Here is a 24,146-nt window from a genome sequence, read left to right as displayed (position 1 = left end):
CCATGGCCCCGGCGACGCTGACCTGGTGAAGTGATGCACCGTCAACTGACCACTGACTGAAGGGGGAACCATGACCAACGGCCACGGAGCCCGGGCCCGCAGGAGAACCGTCGTCGCGGCGCTGGTGGGCGCGGTGCTGAGCACGGGGGTCCTCGCGGCGGCTCCCGCCGGGGCGGCCACGGCACCGCAGGTGGCGGCGCAGGGCGCGTACGCCTTCGACGCGGCCACGGGCAGGACGCTGTTCGGCAAGGCGCCGGACGGCCAACTGCGGACCGGATCCACGACCAAGATCATGACGGCGCTCGTCGTGCTGTCGCAGCCGCACCTGAACCTCGACCGGAAGGTGACGATCAAGAAGGAGTACACGGACTACGTCATCGACCCGACCACACAGCGCCAGCGCTACTCCAGCGCCCGCCTGATCCTCGGGGACTCGATGAAGGTGAGCGACCTGCTGTACGGGCTGCTGCTGCCCTCGGGCTGCGACGCGGCCTACGCGCTGGCGGACACGTACGGCACCGGGTCGACGACGGCGGCGCGGACGAAGTCGTTCATCGCGAAGATGAACAGCAAGGCCCGTGAACTCGGCCTGACCAACACTCACTTCGACTCCTTCGACGGGGTGTCCAACGGCAACAACTACGCCTCGCCGCGCGACCTGACGAAGCTGGCCGGGTCCGCGCTGAAGAACAAGACCTTCAAGAAGGTCGTCGGCACCCCGCTGTACAAGGACATGCAGTCCTACCGGCCGGGTGGCGGCACGCACGCGATGGAGCCGTGGAAGAACTCCAACACGCTGCTCGGTTCCTATCGGGGCGCGATCGGCGTGAAGACCGGCTCCGGGCCGGAGGCGCAGTTCTGCCTGGTGTTCGCGGCGACCCGCGCCGGCCGTACGGTCGTGGGCACGGTGCTCGCCGACACCTCGGCGGACCAGCGCTTCAAGGACGCGGCGGAGATCCTCGACTACGGCTTCGCGCAGCACGGCTGAGCCGCAGGAGCGGCCGCCGCACGCGGCTGAGCCGGATGGGCGACCGCCGCCGGTGCGGCCGGCGGCGGTCGCTCGTCCTCGTGGGAAATCCAGGTGCCCCGACGGGCAGGCGGCGCTATCGTCGCGTCCATGGATGTCACCGGCCGAAGCACCACCGCGACCGCGCGAGCGACCAGCTCGCCGGTTGCCGCCGCCTGACGTTCCCCTCTCCACCGGCGACCGGACACGGCCCGTCGGTGATTCCCTGGCGCCCGCCCTGCCGCCCCGGTGTGATGACCGCACGGTCCCGTCGTCCGGTGCCTCCCCCGCTGACGCGAAGGAGTCACCCGCATGAAGACCGAGCTCGTACTCCGCACGTTCATCGAGTACTTCGAGGAGCACGGTCATCGCCGGATCACCGGCTCGACCCTCCTGCCACCACCCGGGGACCCGGTGCTGTACACCACCTCCGGCATGCATCCGCTCACTCCGTATCTGGAGGGGCGCCCCCATCCGCTGGGCAGGCGGCTGGTCAATGTGCAGCGCTGTCTGCGCACCACGGACCTGGAGGAGATCGGCGACGCCACCCATCTGACGGTGTTCGAGATGCTCGGCACCTGGTCGCTGGGCGACTACGAGGGCCCGCTGAGTCTCGACTGGGCCTACGGCCTGCTCACCGAGGGACTCGGGGTGGATCCGGGTCTGCTGCACGCCACCGTCTTCGGCGGCGACGAGCAGACCGGGCCGGACACCGCTTCCCTGCGGCTGTGGCAGGAGCGCGGGGTCCCCGTAGAGCTCACGGTGGAGGACAACTGGTGGTCCAACGGCCCGGTCGGTCCGTGCGGGCCCGACTCGGAGATCTTCCTGTGGACCGGCGACACCCCGCCCCGGTCGACTCCCACCCGCGACGATCGCTGGGTGGAGGTGTGGAACCACGTGATGATGCGCCACCGCCGGCTCGAGGACGGTTCCCTCGTGCCGCTGCCCCAGCGCAACGTCGACACCGGGCTGGGCGTGGAGCGGCTCGCCTCGCTGCTCCAGGGCAAGTCGTCGGTGTTCGAGTGTGACGTCTTCGCCCCCTGGCGCCGGCTCGTGCCGGCCCTGTGGCCGCTGGACGAACCGTCGCTCCGCCTCGTCCAGGACCATCTGCGCTCGGCCGTCGTGGTCATCGGCGACGGGGTGCGCCCGGCCAACACCGGACGGGGCTACGTACTGCGCCGCCTGGTGCGACGGGTGCTCACGGTGCTGTGGCGGGACGATCCCTCGCGCAGTCTCCAGGACCTGCCGGACGAACTGGTCACGCACACCCTGGACCACTTCCGGCAGGACGTGGAACCCGTCCGCGTACGCCATCTGCTGCTCGAGGAGGAGCGCCGGTTCCGCCGGCTCCTGGAGCGCGGGCGGCAGGTGCTCGCCCGGCGCCGGTTCCAGGGCCCGCTGACGGACGAGGACTTCCGCCACCTCCACGACACCCATGGCCTGCCCCGCGATCTGGTCGTGAGTCTGCGGCAGGGATGACGGCGGCGGTTCGAGGGACGGGCACCGCCGGGCGGCCCGCGAGGCCCGGCGGCCCGGGCGGTGTCAGGACAGCTGGGACTGGACCTGCGCGGAGATCAGCTCCAGGTGGTCCAGATCGTCAAGGTCCAGGATCTGCAGGTAGATCCGCCGGGAGCCGGTCTCGGCATACCGGCCGATCTTGTCGACGACCTCGGCCGGGGAGCCGGCCAGGCCGTTGGCCTTCAGCTCGTCGACCTCGCGGCCGATCGCGGCGGCGCGCCGGGCGACCTCCTGGTCGTCGCGGCCGACGCAGACCACGAGCGCGTTCGAGTACGTCAGCGCGTCGGCGCCGCGGCCGGCCTCCTCGGCCGCGGCCCGCACCCGGCCGAACTGCCTCTCGCTGTCCTCGACGGAGGCGAACGGGATGTTGAACTCGTCGGCGTACCGGGCGGCCAGCCGGGGCGTCCGGGTCGCGCCGTGGCCGCCGATGAGCACCGGGACCTTCTTCTGCGCCGGCTTGGGCAGCGCGGGCGAGTCCGTCAGGTCGTAGTAGGTGCCGTGGAAGTCGAAGGTCTTGCCGGCCTCGGTCGCCCACAGTCCGGTGACGATCGCGAGTTGCTCCTCCAGCCGCGCGAACTTCTCCTTCGGGAACGGGATGCCGTAGGCCCTGTGCTCCTCCTCGAACCAGCCCGCGCCGAGGCCCAGCTCCACCCGGCCGCCGGACATCTGGTCGACCTGGGCGACCTGGATGGCGAGCACACCGGGCAGCCGGAAGGTGCCGGCGGTCATCAGCGTGCCGAGGCGGATGCGCTTGGTCTCGCGGGCCAGGCCGGCCAGGGTGATCCAGGCGTCCGTGGGACCGGGCAGGCCGTCGACGCTGCCCATGCGCAGATAGTGGTCGGAGCGGAAGAAGGCGTCGAAGCCCAGGTCCTCGGTGGCCTTCGCCACGCTGAGCAAGGTGTCGTAGGTGGCCCCCTGCTGGGGCTCGGTGAAGATTCGAAGGTCCATACATCCATCCTGCACGCCGCACACCTCGTCGACCTCACCGGTGCCGCCCGGCACGGCCGTCCCCGGTCGGGTGAAAATCCCCGCCGGGTGCGCCGGGCGCCGTGTGCGCCGGTGACCGGCCCCGACGGTGATCGTTGGGGCGTCGGAGCCGGACCGTCCGGTACCCGCGCCGGACGGTGGCCGCCGTCGCGCGTCACCGTCCGGCCCTGCCGGGCCGGGGGCCGAGAAGGCCGTCGTGTCGGAAGAGAGGGGCTCCGCCGGTCGGTCGAAGGGGCTGCTGGAGGAGTTGGAGGAGCTGATGGCCGCGCTGAACGCGGATGTGTCGGAGCCGGCGGATCCGCAGGGCGATCGGGGCGGCGCCGCCGGGGACGCCGAGCTCGGCCGACTGCGCACGGGCCGACTGCCTCCGGAGTCCGCTGCGGTCCGGCCCGGTCCTCGCACACCGGACGGCCGGTCCTCGCACACCGGACGGCCGGTCCTCACACACCGGACGGCCGGTCCTCACACTCCCGACGGGCTGTTCTGGTTGCCGTTCTCCTGTAAGGCCTCCTCCCGTGCCGCCAGCTTGCGCAGCATCTCCAGGACGCGGTCGCGGGACTCGTCGGCCGCGTCGATGGCCTCCATGCACTGCCAGTACGTCGTCTCGTCGGCGGCCGAGCTGGCGGTGCCGACCAGGGCCATACCGACCTCGCCGAGCAGCCCCTGGAGGCAGAGCAGGGTCTCCCGGGCGTCGGCCAGCTCGGTGAGCTGGGCGGCGCGCAGGTCGCCGAGGTCGAGGTCGGGCGGGTCCAGGACCCCGCAGCCCCGGCCCGCCAGTTCGGTCAGGCCGAGTGCCTCGCCGCGCAGCTCCGGCGGGCCGGAGACGGCGAGCCGGCTGCCGATCGCCTGGGCCAGGGCCTGGGCCTGCCACACCTCCGCCATGATCTCGCCCGCGTCGGCGCCGCCCGCCAGCGCACGCCTGCTCGTGAGGATGAGCCGTACCGCATCCATATGTCGCCCCCGTTCCTTCGCGTGCTCCCTCGCACGCCCGCGTGAACTCCTCTGTTCACTACCCAGAGTGAGGGCGCTTGAGGCGAAAAGCCAGAGGTAGGCGGAAATCTGTGGACAACAATTCGGATTCGACAGGCAATTTGACTCCGCAGAGTGATAACGGAGTTCAGCCCTCCGGCAGTTCCCGGCCCCGGGGCCCCGGCGCCGGGAAGCGCCGTTCGTTGCGGTCGATCTTGGCGGCCAGGGCGGTCAGCGGATCGATGCCGAGGACGTCGCAGAACTGCAGCAGATAGGCGAGGACGTCCGCGACCTCGTCGGTGACCCGGTGCGCGGCATCGGGGTCCCCCATGACCCGCGCGGACTCCTCCGGCGTCAGCCACTGGAAGATCTCGACCAGTTCGGAGGCCTCCACGCTCAGCGCGGCAGCGAGGTTCTTGGGGGTGTGGTAGGGCTGCCAGTTCCGCGCCGCCGCGAACTCGGCGAGCCTGCGCTGGAGTCGGGCCAGGTCAAGGGGTTCCGTCACGTCTCCAGGTGTACCACCGTGACGCCCTGCACCCCGGTGGCCCAGGACGCGTCGCTCACCGCGCCCACGCACCGGATGTGCCCGCGCTCGCCCATCCGGACAGCCGTCCGCAGGAGTTCCCGGCGCTGGCAGGGGTCGAGACCCCGGTCGAAGCCGTCGGCGAGGACGGTGAGGGTGCGCAGGGCGTCGGGCACCTCGCCCGGAGTGTCCACGTCCAGGACGCCAGGTCCGGTCAGCAGCACCAGTGTCAGGGCGAGATAGCGCAGTTCGCCGTCGCCGAGCCGGGTGAGCTCGGTGCGCAGGCCGTCGCCGCGGTCGAGCAGCGCCCGGACGGTGCCGTTCCGCAGCGGTTCGGCGACCAGGTCACTCACGGGGCCCGCACAGCCGGCGCGCAGCGCCTCGACCAGCCGGCCGTGCCGGCGGGCGCACTCGGCGCGGGTGCGCCACAGCACGTCGGCGAGGTTGTCGCAGCCGGGCAGCAGCCTGCCGGAACCGGCGGGGACGGGGGCGCGCATGCGCTCGGGGCGGGGGTCGCAGGGGAAGACGGAGCGCAGCGCGACCACCATCTGCTCCGCCGCGGCGAGCACATGCCGCTGTCCGTCCGTCTTGCCGGCGACGCGCAGCGGCAGCAAGGCGGTGCCCAGGCGGTCGTCGGGGAGCGGGGCGCGGGTCACGGGCGCGGCGCCCGCGGTGTGCCAGGCGGCCTGGACGGTACGGCGCCCGGGGTCGCGCAGCGCGGTCTCCAGCAGCACGACGCCGCCCGCGGTCAGCCGCTCCCCCACGATCCTCAGGTCCGGTTCGGCCTGTACGGCGACGTCGAGCCGGACCGGCCCCTCGGCGCCGTCGGCCGTGCACCCGATCCGGAAGCCGCGCCGCCCTCCGGCGTCGGGGCGCGCCCGCTGCGGCACGCACGCGACCGGGTCCGGGAACGCCTCGCAGAGCGGGGCTCCGCCGCCGAGCCGGGCGAGCGCCTCGTACGCCGCGAGCGCGGTCGTCTTCCCCGCCCCGCTGGGGCCCGCGAACAGGGTGACGGACGCCAGCGGGAATCCGGCCCGCCTATGCCCGGCGAAGGCCGACAGGCGCAGCTCGGTGATCCGGGCGCGCACATCGGGAGAGTCGCCGGACACCACCCGGGACTGCGCGGGGACGGTCGCGGCGGACGCCGGCGGTTCGGCGGACACGGAGGGCACGGGGGGCACGGAGGGCACGGCCATGCCCGGACCGTAGGGCCCGGTTCGCCTGCCGAACCGTTTCCTGTCCGCGCCTTCCCACGATCGGGCGATCGGGCGGGCGCGGACGACGCCAGGGGCACTCGGCCGGGTGACAGCGGGCGAGGGGCGCCGGGGCCGTGGGACACACCGCCTCACGGGAACGCCGCACAGCCACACCGCACACGGCCACACCGCGCACGGCCACACCGCACACGGCCACACGGCGAACCGCCGCAGGCCACACCGGGCGCGATCACACGACCGCACGCCGCACAGCCACACCGCCGCATCGCCTCGTCCCGAGGGCCGGGGGCTCAGCCGCCGCAGGGACCTCGTCGAGCCGCCGGAGGCGCCGGTCAGCCGCCGGAGACCCCCACGCCCTCCATCAGGCCGCTGACCTCGGTGCCGGGCGGCGTGAGGAGGAACACGTTCCGGTCGACGCGGTGCATACCGCTGCCCAGGCCGAAGACCACGCCCGTGCTGAAGTCGAGGACGCGCTTGGCGACTTCGGACTCCGCGCTGGACAGGTCGAGCAGGACCGGCGCGCCGGCCATCAGGGTCTCGGCGACATCCCGGGCGTCCGCGAAGACGTTGACGCGCAGGACCACGAAGCGGCGCCGCGTCTCGGTCTCGGCGTCGGGCAGCGAGCGGTGGTTCACCGCGGACGGCCAGGCGTCGCGGCCCCGCAGCGGCACGACCTGGGCGAGCCCTTCCCACTGTTCATCGGTGACGTCGTAGCGGCTCACCGGCTACCCCCGACCTGACTCGCACTCCATGCCTGCACCAGCCAATTCTTACGCCAAGTCACCCGTTCGGCCCAACAACGACACACTGCGCGACCGCTGTGGTGTCATGTCATCCGGAGCGACCTGCGTCACATGTACGATTACGTCCGCTTCTTACCGCCCTCATATCCGACTCTTCACATGCCGCCACGCCGTGTTCACCGGCCGCCACTAGCGTCCGGTGCCGTGCACTTGGCAGAGACACAGCAGGTGACAGTCGGCCGGCGGACGCAGTCGGCGGTGTCCGCCGTACCGGTGGCCCCCGCGGAGTTCCACGAACCGCCCGCACAGTGGCATCGCGTGCTCACGCTGCTCGCCGACGTCAGCCTGTTCATCGGTACGCGCGTGGTGTGGACGCAGGCGGCCACGCACCGGCCGGTCCTCGCGGGGATCATCTCCGTCTGCTACGCCTCGATCCTGGTGACCGGCGTGCTCACGCTGACGGTCCGCCGGACGCGCTCGCTGGCCCGCCTGGACGCCGTGGTGCTGGTGACCGCGGTCGCGCTCACCCTGTGCACCTGGGCGCTGAACCACGCGGGCGGCGACGAGGCGGTCCTGACCACGCAGGCGGCGAAGCAGATCGTCGGCGGACACCAGGTCTACGACCAGCCCTGGCCATGGCTCTTCCACATCAAGGGAGTCGCCCTGACGGCGACGACGACCGGCGGTTACGACTACACGTACGGCTATCCCCCGCTGGCGCCGCTGCTCACCGTGCCGTTCCTGTGGCTCGGCCACACCGGGGCACCGGCGACACTGGCGGTGACGATCGTGCTCATCGTGGGTGCCGTGGTGCTGTGGCGGCTGCTGCCGACGCCGTGGCGGTCGGCGGCCACGATGATCTGCCTGGGCTTCAGTTTCCTGCCGATGTACGCCCGCCAGGGCTACCCGGCGATCGTCGGCCTGGTCCTGCTGATCCCGGTGGTGGTGCGCTGGCCGCGGTTCGGCGCCGGCGGCCGGCTGGGTCCCGCCGGGATCGCGCGGGCCGCGTGCATCGGGGCCGCGTGCGCGGCACAGCAACTACCGTGGTTCGTCACCCCGTTCCTGCTGGCCGGGATCTACGCGGTGCGCCGCGGTGAACTCGGCGGCCGGGAGGCCGCGCGGGTGGTGCTGCGCATCGCCGGGATCGCGGCCCTCGCCTGGCTGCTGATCAACGCCTACTTCCTCGTCAGCGAGCCGGGCCCGTGGCTCAGGGGCATCGCCCTGCCGCTGACCCAGGGCGCGGTGGTGCACGGCCAGGGCCTGGTCGGCATCTCCCTGTACTTCACCCACGGCAGCGACCGGCTCGACTGGTACGGCCACGCGAGCATGCTGCTCGCCGCCGCGCTGCTGGGTCTGTTCGTGCTGTTCGTGCGGCGGCTGGGACCGGCCGCGACCGTGCTGCCCTGGTGCGCCTTCTACCTGGCGACCCGGTCCCAGGACGGCTACTACCTGATGTACACGCCGCTGTGGCTGGCGGCGGCGATCACCGTGCCGCTGTCGGAGTTCAGGAACGCGTGGCAGCCGCGGCCCCGGTGGCTGACCGGCCGGCGGCGCCGGCCCGCCCTGGCCGCCGCCGTGGTCCTGCTGGTGCTGCCCGCGCTGGTGAGCGCGACCCTGGCGGTGTCGGGCAAGCCGCCGCTGCGGATGGCCATCAGGGCGGCCCGGCACGCCTCTGTGCGCTCTCTGTCCGCACTGACGGTGGAGGTCACCAACACCGGGAGCACCCCGCTGACCCCGCACTACATGCTGACGTCGGGCCAGGGAATGAGCCGCTACTGGTCGCTGGCCCGGGGCCCGGCGACGATCCCCGCGCACGGCACGGCGACCGTCGTCCTGCGGGCGCCGAAGGGCGGTTTCCCCCTGCCCACGAAGAAGTCCGCGCACATCCGGCTGCGCGCCTTCACGGCGACCCCGCAGACGCTGTCCACGAAGGACGTCAGCCGGGGCGAGCTGGGCATCAAGGACCGAAGCGGCGGTGGCAAGGGCGGGGCGCCGAAGGGCTGACCGGGCGGCTCACGCGTCCGTGCGGACGAAGCGCAGACTCGCCGTCACGGTGGTGAGCCCGCGCATCATGCCCAGCTGGTTCCAGCCCATGCCGAACCGGTCACGGTCCACGGTGAACTCCGCGTCCAGGGTGAGCGCCCCGGCGCCCGCCTCGCTCAGGCGCGCTCCGAAGGTCACGGGCCTGCTGACGCCCCGTACGGTCAGCTGACCGGTGACGCGCACGGCGTCGCCGTCGAGGCGGTCGGCGCCGCGCACCGCGAAGGTGATCTCGGGGTGCCGGTCGGCGTCGAGGAAGTCGGCCGAGCGCAGGTGGGCGTCCCGCTTGGCGTGCTTGGTGTCCAGGGAGGCCGCCTGCAGGGTCACGGTGCCGGCGGCCGAGCCGTCGGCGCGCACTTCGCCCGCCCCCGAGACGGTGGCGAACGCGCCCTTCACGGTGACGAGGCCCCACAGGGTCTTGTGCCGCAGTCCCACGGTGGACGCTGCGGCGTCGAGCTGCCAGGTACCTGTCTGCACGGTGACGGTCATGGTCGTACTCCCTGGTCGGGTGATTCAAATTTGGATTACTGGGGTCACGCTAGCGTGTCATCCAAATTTGGACAACAAGCTGGTCCAAATTTGGACCACGGGTAGACTCGATCCATGTCCGCCTCCGACACGCACGCCGCCGACCAGTTCGAATGTCCCGCCGCAGGGAGCGGGCTGCTGCCCGCCGAGCTGCGCGCCTGGATGCTCCTGCTGGCCGCGACGGGCGCCGTGGAGCAGCGGCTGCGGGCGGTCGTGAAGGAGACACTCGACATCTCGCACGACGAGTTCCTGATCCTGTGCCTGCTGGCGGAACAGCCCCGCACCGCACTGCGCATGACCCAGGTCGCCGACCTCCTCGGCCGCCCCAAGACCCGGCTCACCTACCAGATCGCCTGCCTGCAGCGGGCCGGTCTCGTCGCCCGCGCGTCGGTGTGCGGCGACAAGCGCGGCGTCCAGGTCGCCCTCACCGACAAGGCGCGCGACCTGCTCGGCGAGACCTCCGTGCTGCTCGCCGGCACCGTCCGCCAGGCCCTGGAAGACTCCATGGGCCCCCAGCAGCGGGCGGCCATGTGGGCCCTCGTACCGGATCCGCCGGACCCGGCGGAGGACCCCTCCGGCACCTGAGCGGCGCAGGTCACAACCGCAAGGAGGGAAACCTCACAGCCCCCGCCCTGCACTCACTTGAGCAAGCTGCCCTAGCATCCGAGCCATGACGGTCCTGCCTGACGACGGGCTCTCACTGGCCGCCGAGTTCCCTGACGCGACGCACGAGCAGTGGCAACGCCTGGTCGAGGGCGTGCTGCGCAAGTCGGGCAAGGAAGTCTCGGGCGCGGCAGCTGAGGACGCCCTGTCCACGACGCTGGAGGACGGGCTGCGCACCCGGCCCCTGTACACCGCGCGCGACACCGCGCCCGATCCCGGCCTGCCGGGCTTCGCGCCGTACGTGCGCGGCAGCCGCCCCGAGGGCAACACGGCGGGCGGCTGGGACGTACGGCAGCGGCACGCCGCCCTCACGGAGAACGCCGCGCTGGCCGACCTGGAGAACGGCGGCACCTCGCTGTGGCTCGTGCTGGGCGAGGGCGGCATCCCGGTCACCGGGCTGGCCGGGGCCCTGGAGGGCGTCTACCTCGACCTCGCGCCGGTCGTCCTGGACGCCGGACGGGACACCGAGCAGGCCGCCGAGGCGCTGCTGCGGCTGTACGCCGAGAAGGGCGTGGACGCGGGCGCCGTACGCGGCAACCTGGGCGGCGACCCGCTCGGGTACGAGGCCCGCACCGCGACCCCGCTGGACTTCGCGCCGTACGCCGCCCTGGCCCGGCGCTGCGCCGGGCAGTACCCCGGGCTGCGCGCGCTGACCGTGGACGCGCTGCCGTACCACGAGGCGGGCGGCTCGGCCGCGCAGGAGCTGGGCGCCTCGCTCGCCACCGGCGTGGCCTACCTGCGCGAGCTCACCGAGGCGGGACTGAGCGTGGAACACGCCGCCGGACAGCTGGAGTTCCGCTACGCGGCCACCGCCGACCAGTTCCTGACCGTCGCCAAGCTGCGCGCCGCGCGCCGGCTGTGGGCGCGGGTCGCCGAGCTCTGCGGTGCCCCGGGTGCGCAGGTGCAGCACGTGGTGACCTCGCCGGTGATGATGGCCCGCCGCGACCCGTGGGTGAACATGCTCCGCACGACGGTCGCGACGCTCGCCGCCGGCGTCGGCGGCGCCGACTCCGTGACCGTCCTGCCGTTCGACCACGCGCTGGGCCTGCCCGACGCGTTCGCCCGCCGCATCGCCCGCAACACCTCCACGATCCTCATCGAGGAGTCCCATCTCGCCCGGGTCGTCGACCCGGCGGGCGGATCCTGGTACGTGGAGCGGCTCACCGACGAACTCGCCCAGGCCGCCTGGGAGTTCTTCCGGTCGATCGAGCGCGACGGCGGCCAGGCGGCCGTGCTGCGCTCCGGAAGGCTGCGCACCGACCTCGCGACGACCTGGGCGGAGCGCTCCAAGAGGCTCGCCAAGCGGCGCGAACCCATCACCGGTGTCAGCGAGTTCCCGCTGCTGGCCGAGAAGCCCGTGGAGCGCGAGCCCGCCCCCGAGCCGCCCTCCGGCGGTCTGCCGCGGGTGCGCCGCGACGAGGCGTACGAGGAGCTGCGCGCCCGGTCCGACGCCCACCTCGCGGCGACCGGCGCCCGTCCCCGGGTCTTCCTCGCCGCACTCGGCTCCGCCGCCGAGTACACCGCCCGCGCGACCTTCGCCGCCAACCTCTTCCAGGCGGGCGGCATCGAGCCCGTCACCGAGGGCGGCTACGAGGACAGCGGCGCCACCGAGGCCGTGCTGTGCTCCAGCGACGCGCTCTACGCCGAACAGGCCGAGCAGGCCGCCGAGTCGCTGCGCGCCGCGGGCGCCCGGCACGTGTTCCTGGCGGGCCGGGGCGAGTACGCCGGCATCGACTCGTACGTCTTCGCGGGCTGCGACGCAGTGGACGTGCTGTCCGCGACCCTCGACCGCATGGGAGTGTCCTGATGGGAATCCCCGACTTCTCCGGCATCGAGCTGGGGACGCCGGCCGCCGACGGCAGTGCCGATCAGTGGCGTGCGGCCGTCGAGCGGGCGACCGGGAGCGAAGCGCCGCTGTGGGAGACCCCGGAGGGCATCGGGGTCAAGCCGCTGTACACCGGCCGTGACCTGGAAGGCCTGGACTTCCTGGGCACCTACCCGGGCATCGCGCCGTATCTGCGCGGCCCGTACCCCACGATGTACGTCAACCAGCCCTGGACGATCCGCCAGTACGCGGGCTTCTCCACCGCCGAGGAGTCCAACGCCTTCTACCGGCGCAACCTGGCGGCCGGGCAGAAGGGCCTGTCGGTCGCCTTCGACCTGCCCACGCACCGGGGGTACGACAGCGACCACCCGCGCGTGACCGGCGACGTCGGCATGGCGGGCGTCGCCATCGACTCCATCTACGACATGCGGCAGCTGTTCGACGGGATCCCGCTGGACAGGATGACCGTGTCGATGACGATGAACGGCGCCGTGCTGCCGGTGCTGGCGCTGTACATCGTGGCGGCGGAGGAACAGGGCGTACCGCCCGAGAAGCTGGCCGGAACCATTCAGAACGACATTCTGAAGGAGTTCATGGTCCGCAACACCTACATCTATCCGCCGAAGCCGTCGATGCGGATCATCTCCGACATCTTCGCGTACACCTCGCAGCGGATGCCCCGCTACAACTCCATCTCCATCTCGGGCTACCACATCCAGGAGGCGGGCGCGACGGCCGACCTGGAGCTGGCGTACACCCTCGCGGACGGCGTGGAGTACATCCGCGCCGGGCGGGAAGCCGGCCTGGACGTGGACGCGTTCGCGCCCCGCCTGTCCTTCTTCTGGGCGATCGGCATGAACTTCTTCATGGAGATCGCCAAGCTGCGCGCGGCCCGCCTGCTGTGGGCGAAGCTGGTCTCCCAGTTCGAGCCGAGGAACACCAAGTCCCTCTCCCTGCGCACCCATTCGCAGACCTCGGGCTGGTCGCTGACCGCGCAGGACGTGTTCAACAACGTCACGCGTACGGCGGTGGAGGCGATGGCCGCCACCCAGGGCCACACCCAGTCGCTGCACACCAACGCCCTCGACGAGGCGCTCGCCCTGCCGACGGACTTCTCGGCGCGCATCGCGCGCAACACCCAGCTGCTCATCCAGCAGGAGTCGGGCACCACCCGGGTCATCGACCCCTGGGGCGGCAGCGCCTACGTGGAGCGCCTGACGTACGACCTCGCCCGCAAGGCCTGGGCGCACATCCAGGAGGTCGAGCAGGCGGGCGGCATGGCTCAGGCCATCGACGCGGGCATCCCGAAGCTGCGCGTGGAGGAGGCGGCGGCCCGCACGCAGGCCCGCATCGACTCCGGGCGGCAGCCGGTCATCGGCGTCAACAAGTACCGGGTGGACAGCGACGAGCAGATCGAGGTCCTCAAGGTCGACAACTCTTCCGTGCGCGCCCAGCAGATCGAGAAGCTGCGGCGGCTGCGCGCGGAGCGGGACGAGCGGGCCTGCCAGGACGCCCTGGACGCGCTCACGCGCGCGGCCGACGGCAAGGAGAACCTGCTGGAGCTGGCCGTCCACGCGGCTCGCGCCAAGGCGACCGTCGGCGAGATCTCCGACGCCCTGGAGAAGGTGTACGGCCGGCACGCGAGCCAGATCCGTACGATCTCCGGCGTGTACCGCAACGAGGCAGGGGAGTCGCCGTCGGTGGACCGTACACGTGCCCTGGTGGACAGGTTCGAGGAGGCCGAGGGGCGCCGCCCGCGCATCCTGGTGGCCAAGATGGGCCAGGACGGCCACGACCGGGGCCAGAAGGTGATCGCCACCGGTTTCGCCGACCTCGGCTTCGACGTCGACGTCGGCCCGCTGTTCCAGACGCCGGAGGAGGTCGCCCGGCAGGCGGTCGAGGCGGACGTGCACGTGGTCGGGGTGTCCTCGCTGGCCGCCGGTCACCTCACCCTCGTACCGGCGCTGCGCGAGAAGCTCGCCGAGGAGGGCCGCGAGGACATCATGATCGTCGTCGGCGGGGTGATCCCGCCGCAGGACGTGCCGACGCTGCTGGAGATGGGCGCCGCGGACGTGTACGGGCCCGGCACGGTGATCCCGGACGCGGCGTACGACCTGGTGAAGCGGCTGTCGGCCGGCCTCGGCCACGACCTGTAGCCCCCGTATGGCAGCGATCGATCTCGACACGTACGTGAAGGGCGTGCTCGACGGGAAGCGGGCCCTGGTGGCGCGCGCCATCACGCTCGTCGAGTCGACCCGCCCGCAGCACCGGGCGCTGGCGCAGGAGCTGCTGACCCAGCTGCTCCCGCGCAGCGGCCGGGCTCGGCGGATCGGCGTGAGCGGGGTGCCCGGTGTCGGCAAGTCGACGTTCATCGACGCGTTCGGCACTCTGCTCACCTCGCTCGGCCATCGGGTCGCGGTGCTGGCCGTGGACCCGTCCTCGACCCGCACCGGCGGCTCGATCCTGGGCGACAAGACGAGGATGGAGCGACTGGCGGTCGACCCGAACGCCTTCGTCCGGCCCTCCCCCAGCGCGGGCACGCTGGGCGGGGTCGCGAAGGCCACCCGGGAGTCGATGGTGGTGATGGAGGCGGCGGGCTACGACGTGATCCTCGTCGAGACCGTCGGTGTGGGCCAGTCGGAGACCGCGGTCGCCGACATGGTCGACTCCTTCCTGCTGCTTACCCTGGCCCGCACCGGCGACCAGCTGCAGGGCATCAAGAAGGGCGTCCTGGAACTGGCCGACGTGATCGCCGTCAACAAGGCGGACGGTCCGCACGAACGCGACGCGCGGGCGGCGGCACGGGAACTGGCGGGCGCCCTCCGGCTGATGCACGGCAAGGACGCGTTCTGGACCCCACCGGTGCTGCACTGCAGCGCCCGGGACTCGACGGGCCTGGACACGGTGTGGGAGCGGCTGGAGCAGCACCGTACGCTGCTCGACTCCACCGGGCGGCTGACCGCCAAGCGGCGCGATCAGCAGGTCGGCTGGACCTGGGCGATGGTCCGCGACGAACTGCTCGGCCGGCTGCACGCCGACCCGGCGGTGCGCGAGGCCGCCCCGGACCTCGAGCGACAGGTCAGGGAGGGCCGGTTGACGGCGACGCTGGCGGCGGAACGCATCCTGGAGGCGTTCGAGGGGCGTACGGCTCCCCCGGCGGACGGCTGAGCCACAGCGCGGTGACCGCACGACGGCGCCGGGAGGGGGCCGGGCCACCGCCTGCCAGGGCGGGCGGTGGCCCGCATACCCTGGTCACGGTGCTTCGGAGAGGAGCCTGCCGTGGAGAACGAGGCAGACGGAACGGTGAGTGATCCCGCCGTGACACGCGGTCGGCTTCCGGCCCCGCCCCCCGCCGTCGGACCGCAGCGCCGCCGCCGGCGCGCCCTTCGCTTCCTCGCCCTGTGCGTGATCGTCCTGGTTCCCTGGACCGTCTATCTCGCGTTCTCCCTGCCCGGCCGGTTCCAGGCCAGGTACTGGTCGGCGGCCTGGGTCGGCTTCGACGTGCTCCTGCTGCTCTCGCTGCTCGGTGCGGGAGTCGCGGTGTGGCTGGGCCGCCAGATACTCATCCCCTGCGCCGTCGTCGCGGCCACGCTCCTGGTGTGCGACGCCTGGTTCGACGTCTCCCTCGCCTGGGGCACCCGGAGCGTCTGGGGCGCCGTGGCCTCCGCCGTCCTGATCGAGCTGCCGCTCGCCGGGCTGCTGCTCCTACGCGCCCACCGCCTGCTGCGCGCCACGGTCCGTCTGGCCTGGCAGCGCCTGGACCTCCCCGGCGATCCGCCGCCGGTGCACCGCCTGCCCCTCTTCGTCGCCTCCACCTCGCACGCCGGCGAGGAGAACGCCGGGCCTGCCCGGCTCTGACGCGAGCCTGAGAGCCTCGCACCTCGCCGCACGGGGTGGGGCCGGTCGCCGTTCCTGGCTGGAAGTCGTCAGCGGTCCAGCGGCCGGTTCTAGAGTCGGACGCTCCTGACGATCTCGGTGAAGGGGGCTCAACGACCGTGGCGGACAAGCGGGTTGTCGTCGTGACCGGCGGAGGCACGGGCATCGGGGAGGCAACCGCCCGGCTGTTGCGCGAGGGCGGCCACCACGTGGTCGTCTCCGGCCGCCGGGCGGAGCCCCTGCGGCGCCTCGCGCAGGAGACCGGGGCACTGGCGCATCCGTCCGACGTCGGGGACCCCGACGGGGCCGACGGACTCGTCCGGGCGGCTCTGGCCGCCTACGGGCGGCTCGACGGGGTGGTGCTCAACGCGGGAATCGGACGCGGTGGAGCGGTGGGGGACCTGTCGCTGCAGGACTGGGACGAGGTGATGCGCACCAACGTCACCGGCCCGCTCCTGCTGCTGCGCGCCGCCATCCCCCATCTGCTGGAGTCCAGGGGGGCGGCGGTCGCCGTCGCCTCGGTGTCCGCTCTGCGCAACGGCACCGGCAACGCCCCCTACGCCACGTCCAAGGCGGCCCTGCTCCAGCTCTGCCGTTCCGTGGCCGTCGATTACGGACGTCAGGGCGTGCGCGCCAACATCGTGTGCCCCGGGTGGGTGCGGACCGAGATGGCCGATCGCCGCATGGCGCGCTTCGCCGAAGAGGCGGACCTGCGGGACGGGGGCGTGGCGGCCGCCTACGAGGAGGCGACCAGGCTGCTGCCCCAGGGGCGGCCGGGTGAGCCGCGCGAGGTCGCGGAGGCGATCGCCTGGCTGCTGTCGCCGGCGGCCTCCTACGTCAACGGAGCGGTGCTCACCGTGGACGGCGGTGCGACGGCCCTCGATCCCGGGACGCTCGGGTTCGACTTCCACGTCTCGGCGCGCGGTGACGCCGGCCCCACCGCTCCGCGCTGATTCGGGGGAGGGATACCGGCCGCGGCGCGGGAAAGAGGCACATCGCCAAAAGGCGGAATCCGGCACCGGTGTGAAGCGATGCCGCAGGCATTCCTCTTTTCCGTTCCCGGTGAACAATTGCAGGTCCGGTTCTCCTTTTCATTGCGCCTGAGACAACGGACGGTCCACGATGGAGGTCCCCGCTGTCCTGCCAACAGGACAGGACTGCGGTTCCGTCGACTATTCGCCGCATCATTGCCGCGCCCTACGGCCTCGACGCCGCAATGTCATTGTTCTCGTCACACCACGAGAGGTGAGTGCTGTATGTTCGTCCCCAGCCACTACCGGGAACCGGACGTCTCATGGATGGTCGACCTGATGCGCGCGAACCCGCTCGCGCTGATGGCCAGCAACGGGACCCCTGCCGACGGCCCGTTCGCCACCCACCTTCCGGTCATCACCGACCCCGGGTGGGACGGACAACCCGCCGCGGACCTGGCCGGTATGCCCCTGCTGGGCCACATGAACCGCGCCAATCCGCACTGGGCGGCGCTGGACACCGGGACGGCGGTCCTGCTGACGTTCACCGGCCCGCACGCCTACGTCTCGCCCACCGTCTACGACGTCACGCCGGCGTCCCCGACATGGAACTTCACCTCGGTACACGTGCACGGGGTGACGGAGAGGATCGAGACGACGGAGGAGACCCTGGGGGTCGTGCAGGCGACGGTGCAGGCCTTCGAGAAGGATTTCGGTGACAGCTGGGACATGAGCAAGTCCCTGGACTATTTCCGCAGGATAGTTTCCGACGTGGGCGCTTTCCGTGTCCGGGTGACCAAGGCCGAGGGAATGTTCAAACTCAGCCAGGAACAGAAGCCCGAGATTCGCGAGCGGGTGGTCCGGTCGTTCGCCGGGCGCGGATGCACCCGGCACGCACAGACGGCGGAGCTCATGAACCGGCTGCCGTAACGGATCAGCCACGACGCCGGGTCCGCACCCCGTTGGCGTGTGCGGACCCCGGGACTTTCTCCGCCGCGGACGGCCCCCCGTCCGCCTCCAGGGTGACCGCCGTACCGGACGGCCCGTGAGCCGGTCAGGCGAGGGGCGGCTGCCGGTCGGCCTCCTTCAGCACCCGGTCGGCGGCGGCATCGAGGGTGGCCATCACCCACTCCGCCAGCTCGGTGCCGGCCTGGGCTGCCGCCTTGTGCCACCACTGAAGCCGGTTGTCGGGAACGGCGAGCCGGCGTGTCGCCGCCACGGCGTCCGCCTGCTGCGGGATGCCCTCGCGCTGGGCCCGGATGGCATTGCGCAGTTGCTTGGTGCTCCACTTCATCCGCTCGGCGCGATCGAGCCAGATCTCCTGCTCCTCGACACGCAGCGACGCCAGCTCGGCATGGTGCTGGAAGCTGAGCGCGGGCCGCCGGCGGTGCAGCTCGAACCGCCTGGAGACCCAAGCGTAGTTGCGGAGCGTCTGGTACTGGAGGCCGGCCGCACGGATGCCGCGCTCATAGCGGTCGGCGTAGTGGTCCTTGCCGTAGATGAGCCAGTCCCCGAGCCACCAGGAGGAGGAGTTGAGCAGCCCGGAGAGCTGGCGCCCGGCGCGTTCCCACTCCTCGAACGCGAGCCCCACGGGTATGTGCAGTCCCACCTTCGTGGTGAGCACCTGCTCGCGGCGCGACTCCACCCCGCCGGCCCTTCGCGGCCTCGACACGGCCTCCGCGGCCCTGCCGAACATGAGCGCCTTGGAATCCTCGCAGTCCTCGACCTGATTAGTCATCACGCCTCCGTATCAACGCGCGTATCCACCGGACAGGTTCGCCATGGTTCCCATCGAATAAAGAAAGCGCGTTCCCCCGATTTTCTCTCTGCAGGCACATCAAAGCAGCGGCCACCGCCTGCAACGGCGTACTCCCACGACTCGAATGAACCGGCCATTGCGCGGTTACTCGTTGAGGTCGGGGTGGCCGACTGCCGCGGCACCGAGTAGATCCCGACATCGAGGCGAGTTTCAAGGATCTTGGCGCCATCGAACACTACTTTGTAGAGTCGAACGCTCCTCCTACTCAGTTGTCTAGTCCACTGGTTGGCGTGAATTGAAGGTGCACACGGGGCCTGTGGCCCCTGGATCGGATACCACAGCGCGTCACGGCACCGCCGGGCGCCACCCCCGCCCCAGCCCGACAGAGCGCATGCACTTCACGTTCCTGCAGGTCACAGCTCCGCGAACGGCAGGTCCGGACACCGCCGCCCACCACGAGGACTAGACGGCCCGCCCCGTGAAGACACGAGCGGAAACAAGCCGCCATCCTGTCGCCGAGCCGCCCGGGTTATGCGCCACTCCAGGCGCCACAACCGTGCGTTCAACTGCGGGCAGTGGTGCCACACCGGGGCGCGACCTAGACTCTCGCCCACAGCGCTCAGTAACGTCGGGGGAGTTAATGCGGCATGCATACGACCCAAGCGGACACCTCGTCGACTTCAAGAGACGCGACGCACGCCAGCAATGCGACGTACGCGGTCAATTCATCTCTGGATCATTTCAGCAGCACGATCTTCAGGAGCCTGCGCCGGGCCGATCAACGGAAGTGGGCACACGCCTATCTGAAAGGGCTGCTCGTCACGTCGGGCAAGAAGTCGGTGCGCCGGCTGGCCGCCGCGGTCTCCCGCGACCCGTCCGTCGCGCAGTCGCTGCGCCAGTTCGTCAGTCTCAGCCCGTGGGACTTCGCCGAGGTGATGGAGGAACTGACCCACTGGGTGACGGGCCATCGCCCCAAGCCCGTGTGGTCCCTCGGCCGGGCCGTCCTGCCCAAGCGCGGTGACCGGTCCGTGGGTGTGCACCGCTACTTCGACCTGACATCGGGCCGTACGCTCAACTGTCAGCTGGGACTGGGCTCCTTCCTGTGCGTGGGCAACGCCCAGTTTCCCGTCGACTGGTGCCTTCACCTGTCGACGACCTGGACGCAGGACGCCGAACGGCGCAGGGACGCGCGTATACCGGACTCCGAGCAGTACCGGCCGCTGTGGGCGCACACGCTCCGGCTCGTCGACCGGCTGTCGGCCCGCACGGAGTCCACCTCGTCCGTCGTCCTCGTCGACATGAGCGACGAACCCGACGTGGGGTACCTGCTGCAGGGACTCGCCAGGCGCCGGCGCGACTTCGTCGTCGCGGTGCCGCCGCACCTGTCGGTGCTGCCCGCCGGTGAGAGCACCCCGGCACCGGTGAGCGCAAGGGTGCTGGTCTCCGCGCAGAGTCCGGAGTCGGCCGTAGTCCCGCTGCCGGGCGGGAAGCAGCGCATCGCACTCGTCCAGACATCGCTCGTCCGTCTGGCCGGCGACTGCCAGGGTCGTTCGCCGGCCCCTCCCTACCGGCTCTTCACCCACGTGGGCCCAGCCCGCACCCCGAGCCCGATGTGGCTCACCAGCCTCGCCCACGACAGCCTCGCGGAAGTGGGCTCGATCGCCGCACTGCGCGCCGGGACGACGGACGCGATCGGTTCGATGGAACAGGACTTCGGGCTGCTGGACTTCGAGGGGCGCTCGTTCCCCGGCTGGTACCACCACATGGCCCTCGTGTCGGCCGCGTACACCTACCGGCGCCTGCACGGGCTCACCGCTGCGCTGCCCCGCGACACGACACACCGGGTGACCTAGTGCTGTGACCTGAAAGGCTTGCCGGAAAGCTCGCGGCGGGCGTCGCGAGCCGGTGAACCTTTCCGGTCGCAGCACCAGCGACGCGCGCGACCCGCCCCGGTGGTGGGGGTCCGGTTCCGGGATCGGACCGGCGACCGCAGCGGGCATCGCGACGGCATTCCAGGCCTTCGAGGCCTTCGAGGCCTTCGGCGATTCGGCGACGAGGGCGGCCACGTTCACTCCTGTCAGCTGACGAAGACGGGCCGTAAGGGCGTGGGACGCGGTGGGCCCGGTCCGGGCAGGCCGCCCGCCCGGACCCCGTGAGGGGATCGCGGTGCTGCGGCGCGGGGCCGGCCCGTCCGTGGGGGCCGGTACGTCCGCCGGAGCCTGCACGTCCGCCCAGGCCCGCACGACGGCGGCGACCGGCGATCGCCTGCGTGGCGCACACCAGGACCCCGGCAGCACGCCGGGCCCGGCGGCAGGCACGAGCTGCGCGGTGGACGCGGCAGGCGACAGCGCTGGGGCCATGGCCGACGGCAACTCGCACCACGCGGACCCGTTGTCGCACGGATCCTCCCCGGGCGGGGCGTACGGTGGGTGGGCTCAGGCACCTCGTCACGGTGGTCCCGCCGGCGCCGTGGAGCCCAGGCAGGGTGAAGGCGGTGCCGCGGGGGGCGTCCACGACGATCGTGCCTCCGTACGACTTCCGCAGCCCTCGACCCGGATGGCCGAGGGCCCCTGCGATCGGGGCAGCGGACGGTGCGGCCACGCGGCGGCCACCGCCCGGCTCACCACGCACCCGCTGGGAGCGCACCGCCGTGCCGAGCGGGGTGAGGTTCCCCGCCGTTCGTTCCGCCTCTCGGTGTTCCTCCGGGCACAGCGATCGCAGAGCAGCCATAGCGCCATCATGGCATCATTTGGCGCCATGTCTAGCGCCCACTGCGCCACTTCGGCTGGCCAAGGCGGCGCGGGTGCACCGGACACCCGGCTCGCGCCCCGCATCGCGGCTGTGGCCTGCGGATACGCCCGACGCGGCGGACGGTGCAGCGGTCGGCCACAACCGTACGTTGGCCGGAAGGCATCGATGCGGTCCTGTGCGGCCGGCCGGGGCGTTGTGCCCCCCTGACGCCCTCGGCCCCGGGCGGACGTCACGGCGGCTCGCGGCCCGGAAGTCCGTCAGCGCGTCGGCGGCATCGGCGGCATGGCCGAGGGAGCGTCCCCACGCCTGCAGCACCGCAATGGCGGCCGGAGCGCCCGACTTTGGCGTCATCGCATCGCCGATGACGCCCGGGACCGGTCGCGTCCCACCCATCGAGCGGCGGCGCGGGACCGCAGTCGACCACCGGCCCGGCGAGACCCACCGGTACCCGCTCAGGCATGGCTCGACCGTGCGCCGTCAGCCTTCACCAGGGACGACACCCCTGGGCTGTCCGTACGAAGGTACGTGTCGCGGCCCCGCACGCCAGGGCGCTGCACTTGCCGACGGCCTTCCGGCGGCGACTTCCGACCCGCCTGCCCGGCTGCGGTCGACCTCCCGGCCTCCGTGACCGATTCCGCTCGCCCTTACCTGGAGTTCCGAGCCGGGCCCGGGCCGGACATCCCGTTATGGCGCTAATGTGGCACCACATGGTGTCAGTGGAGCATCGCACAGAGCTACGAAGTGCACCCCCCTGGGCAGGCAGGCACTGCATACGGCACGCGTACGGCGATGAGCGTGATGAGCGACGCGGTGAGGGTAAGAGAGAAGCCACCGAGGCCCTCAGCGGTACGGGCCCGTGCCCCGGTGCCTCGCGCCCCGGGCCTCCCGCCCCGGGGTGGAGATGAACCCCGCGACGACACGTGGACCTGCGTCGTTCCGGCCTCCGTCTGCATCAGATCGGCGGCCGCAGACCTACCGAAGGCGGCCCGCCATGCCGACGTTCGACACACCCGCACCTGTCCGCGTGGTCCTCGACCTGATGTTCGGCCAGGTCCGGATCGTCGCAAGCGACCACGCCGAGACGACGGTGGAGGCGTACCCACGCGACTGCGACGACCAGGACGACGTGCGGGCCGCCGAACGGCTGCACATCGAATACGCCGACGGCCGGCTGCTCGTGAACGTCCCGGAGCCGGGTGAAAACGGGGGCGCGGTCATCGTGGCCCTGGCCGTGCCCACGGGGTCGAGCCTGCACGGCCGGGGTACGGCGGCGGACTTCTTCGGGGTGGGACAGCTCGGTGACTGTCGGCTGAGCACGGGGCTGGGGCACATCAGGCTCGACCGTACCGGCAGCCTGCACCTGGCCGCCTCGCTCGGCGACATCACGGTCGACCGTGTGGCCGGCAGCGTCGAGGCCACGGCGGACAGGGGCGACGTCCATGTGGGGCGGGTCGAGGGCGACGCCACGATCACGGCCATGGGCGAGGGCGATGCCATCGTGGGAGAGGTGCGCGGGGTCACCCGCATGCGCACGGAGAAGGGGGCCATAAGGATCAGCCGGGCGCACACCGACGTGGATGCCAGGACGACCCAGGGCGACATCGACATCGGAGAGGTGGCGCGGGGATCCGTCGTCGCCGCCACGACGTCCGGCGGCGTCCGGGTCGGGGTGGCCGGGACCAGCGGCGCCCGCCTGTCCCTCGACTCCGCCGCAGGCACCGTGTACACGGCCCTGTCGCTCCTGGGGACGTGCGCACCGGCCGGCGAGGTCGTGCACGTCCAGGCCCGGACGATGATCGGCGACGTCGTGGTGGAGCGTTCCTGCACGGGATGAATCCTTGCACCGCGGGCCAAAGCGATGCCATACTGGCGCCACATTCGGTCCTCGCCGCTGCCCCAGAAGCGCGGGCCCCGGAGGGGAAATTCCCCCGGCCCTCCGGGGCCTGCCCCTTTGTCACGCACGCCCGCGCCGGGGTGCGACCACTGTTGCTCCGTCCCCTGTGACGGAGGGGCTCGCGCTGTCGCATCGCGCGGCTCAGGCGCCCTTGGTGGCGCCATACCGGGGTCGCCATGGCGGCGTGCCTCGCGAACACGCCTGTGCCGACGGGTCCGACAGCAGCGGGAGACCTCGACCGACCGAGCGTGAGGTCGGTCGTTCCGCCAGCACAGAAGGGTGGTGCGATCGTTGGCTCGGGCAGGTGCCGTGCGGCGCAAACGTCGTGCCATGATGGGTCCATGGAACTACGGGTGTACGTCGAGGCTCTGCGCGATGAACTGGTCGCAGCGTCTGCGGCGGGAGATGCCGAGACCCGCGCGGTCGCCGAGCGGCTCATCGCTCCGCTGGAGTCGGCCGTCCGGCTCACGTTGCTCCGGGTTCTGTCCGACGCCGCCGACGAGATCACCCGGGACCTGGAGCCCGGCTCGGTGGACCTGCGCCTGCGCGGGATGGAGCCCAGTTTCGTGGTGACGCCGCCCGCGGAGGACGGCGGCCCCGCCGAGGAGACCGCGGACGCGACCGACGACGCGGCAAGCGACTGGGCGAGCGGAGCACTCGGTGGCGCCATGAGCGGCGCCACGGCCCGGATCAACTTCCGGCCTCCGCAGGCGATGAAGGAACAGATCGAGGAGGCGGCGTCCCGGCAGGGCATCTCGGTCAACGCGTGGATGGTCCGGGCCTCGGCCGCGGCGCTGGCCAACAGCAAGCGAACCCCTCGCGGCAAGCAGCAGTTCAACGGCTGGGTGCGGTAGCCGCCACCCCCGCCAGGAGACT

The 24,146-nt window shown here is 71.9% G+C and carries 20 protein-coding genes; 13 read left to right on the top strand and 7 right to left on the bottom strand.

Annotated features, from left to right (window positions below; all coding sequences use genetic code 11):
* Window positions 1–70: 70 nt before the first annotated feature.
* Window positions 71–988, top strand: coding sequence for a serine hydrolase (locus ABZ919_RS03695; protein WP_361242274.1), 918 nt, complete (start codon window positions 71–73; stop codon window positions 986–988).
* A 330-nt stretch (window positions 989–1,318) separates the two neighbouring features.
* A complete protein-coding gene (locus ABZ919_RS03690) occupies window positions 1,319–2,485 on the top strand; it encodes an alanine--tRNA ligase-related protein (RefSeq protein WP_361242271.1) in 1,167 nt (388 codons plus the stop codon).
* A gap of 63 nt (window positions 2,486–2,548) precedes the next feature.
* Here the strand turns inward: ABZ919_RS03690 and ABZ919_RS03685 are convergent, their stop codons facing one another.
* The 5 genes from ABZ919_RS03685 to ABZ919_RS03665 form a co-directional block, all read right to left on the bottom strand.
* Complete coding sequence (locus ABZ919_RS03685; protein WP_361242268.1) at window positions 2,549–3,472, bottom strand: LLM class F420-dependent oxidoreductase; 924 nt, start codon at window positions 3,470–3,472, stop codon at window positions 2,549–2,551.
* Between the two features lie 501 nt (window positions 3,473–3,973).
* Window positions 3,974–4,462 carry a DUF6099 family protein gene (locus ABZ919_RS03680; protein WP_361242265.1) on the bottom strand — a complete coding sequence of 163 codons (489 nt, stop codon included), beginning with the start codon at window positions 4,460–4,462 and terminating at the stop codon, window positions 3,974–3,976.
* 166 nt (window positions 4,463–4,628) lie between these two features.
* Entirely contained in the window at window positions 4,629–4,985 is a 357-nt protein-coding gene (locus tag ABZ919_RS03675; protein ID WP_361242262.1) for a nucleotide pyrophosphohydrolase, read from the bottom strand.
* Complete coding sequence (locus ABZ919_RS03670; protein WP_361242259.1) at window positions 4,982–6,199, bottom strand: ATP-binding protein; 1,218 nt, start codon at window positions 6,197–6,199, stop codon at window positions 4,982–4,984. The genes ABZ919_RS03675 and ABZ919_RS03670 overlap by 4 nt, the downstream gene beginning before the upstream one ends.
* 353 nt (window positions 6,200–6,552) lie before the next feature.
* Complete coding sequence (locus ABZ919_RS03665; protein ID WP_361242257.1) at window positions 6,553–6,942, bottom strand: cell division protein SepF; 390 nt, start codon at window positions 6,940–6,942, stop codon at window positions 6,553–6,555.
* 225 nt (window positions 6,943–7,167) lie between these two features.
* Between ABZ919_RS03665 and ABZ919_RS03660 the strand changes: the two genes are divergently transcribed.
* On the top strand, window positions 7,168–8,967 hold the full coding sequence (locus ABZ919_RS03660; RefSeq protein ID WP_361242254.1) for a hypothetical protein: 1,800 nt from the start codon (window positions 7,168–7,170) through the stop codon (window positions 8,965–8,967).
* Between the two features lie 9 nt (window positions 8,968–8,976).
* Here ABZ919_RS03660 and ABZ919_RS03655 read toward each other — a convergent pair whose 3' ends face one another.
* The gene (locus ABZ919_RS03655; protein WP_361242251.1) at window positions 8,977–9,492 is read right to left on the bottom strand and encodes a YceI family protein; all 516 of its coding nucleotides are present in this window, start codon (window positions 9,490–9,492) and stop codon (window positions 8,977–8,979) included.
* Window positions 9,493–9,606: 114 nt separating this feature from the next.
* On the opposite strand from ABZ919_RS03655, the gene ABZ919_RS03650 reads away from it, so the two are divergent.
* From ABZ919_RS03650 to ABZ919_RS03620, 7 genes are all read left to right on the top strand, one after another.
* Entirely contained in the window at window positions 9,607–10,116 is a 510-nt protein-coding gene (locus tag ABZ919_RS03650; protein ID WP_361242249.1) for a MarR family transcriptional regulator, read from the top strand.
* A gap of 85 nt (window positions 10,117–10,201) precedes the next feature.
* On the top strand, window positions 10,202–12,001 hold the full coding sequence (locus ABZ919_RS03645) for a methylmalonyl-CoA mutase family protein (protein ID WP_361242246.1): 1,800 nt from the start codon (window positions 10,202–10,204) through the stop codon (window positions 11,999–12,001).
* The gene (gene scpA, locus ABZ919_RS03640) at window positions 12,001–14,175 is read left to right on the top strand and encodes a methylmalonyl-CoA mutase (RefSeq protein ID WP_361242243.1); all 2,175 of its coding nucleotides are present in this window, start codon (window positions 12,001–12,003) and stop codon (window positions 14,173–14,175) included. The genes ABZ919_RS03645 and scpA overlap by 1 nt, the downstream gene beginning before the upstream one ends.
* 7 nt (window positions 14,176–14,182) lie before the next feature.
* Window positions 14,183–15,187 carry a methylmalonyl Co-A mutase-associated GTPase MeaB gene (gene meaB, locus ABZ919_RS03635; protein WP_361242240.1) on the top strand — a complete coding sequence of 335 codons (1,005 nt, stop codon included), beginning with the start codon at window positions 14,183–14,185 and terminating at the stop codon, window positions 15,185–15,187.
* 111 nt (window positions 15,188–15,298) lie between these two features.
* Window positions 15,299–15,877 carry a hypothetical protein gene (locus ABZ919_RS03630; protein WP_361242237.1) on the top strand — a complete coding sequence of 193 codons (579 nt, stop codon included), beginning with the start codon at window positions 15,299–15,301 and terminating at the stop codon, window positions 15,875–15,877.
* A gap of 137 nt (window positions 15,878–16,014) precedes the next feature.
* Window positions 16,015–16,848, top strand: a complete 834-nt coding sequence (locus ABZ919_RS03625) for an SDR family oxidoreductase (RefSeq protein ID WP_361242234.1) — start codon at window positions 16,015–16,017, stop codon at window positions 16,846–16,848.
* Between the two features lie 303 nt (window positions 16,849–17,151).
* Window positions 17,152–17,796: an FMN-binding negative transcriptional regulator gene (locus ABZ919_RS03620; protein ID WP_361242233.1), complete on the top strand. Its 645-nt coding sequence runs from the start codon at window positions 17,152–17,154 to the stop codon at window positions 17,794–17,796.
* Window positions 17,797–17,920: 124 nt separating this feature from the next.
* Here ABZ919_RS03620 and ABZ919_RS03615 read toward each other — a convergent pair whose 3' ends face one another.
* Complete coding sequence (locus tag ABZ919_RS03615) at window positions 17,921–18,604, bottom strand: LmbU family transcriptional regulator (RefSeq protein ID WP_361242230.1); 684 nt, start codon at window positions 18,602–18,604, stop codon at window positions 17,921–17,923.
* Window positions 18,605–19,272: 668 nt separating this feature from the next.
* Here ABZ919_RS03615 and ABZ919_RS03610 point away from each other — a divergent pair.
* From ABZ919_RS03610 to ABZ919_RS03600, 3 genes are all read left to right on the top strand, one after another.
* Window positions 19,273–20,478, top strand: a complete 1,206-nt coding sequence (locus ABZ919_RS03610) for a transposase (protein WP_361242227.1) — start codon at window positions 19,273–19,275, stop codon at window positions 20,476–20,478.
* A gap of 1,889 nt (window positions 20,479–22,367) precedes the next feature.
* On the top strand, window positions 22,368–23,210 hold the full coding sequence (locus ABZ919_RS03605) for a DUF4097 family beta strand repeat-containing protein (RefSeq protein WP_361242224.1): 843 nt from the start codon (window positions 22,368–22,370) through the stop codon (window positions 23,208–23,210).
* A 401-nt stretch (window positions 23,211–23,611) separates the two neighbouring features.
* Window positions 23,612–24,124, top strand: a complete 513-nt coding sequence (locus tag ABZ919_RS03600) for a hypothetical protein (RefSeq protein ID WP_361242221.1) — start codon at window positions 23,612–23,614, stop codon at window positions 24,122–24,124.
* Window positions 24,125–24,146: the final 22 nt, after the last annotated feature.

It is taken from the genome of Streptomyces sp. NPDC046759, from assembly GCF_040645475.1.
GTDB lineage: Bacteria > Actinomycetota > Actinomycetes > Streptomycetales > Streptomycetaceae > Streptomyces.
The sequence above is the reverse complement of the archived record's forward strand: the minus strand, read 5'-3'. Positions and strand labels throughout refer to the sequence as shown.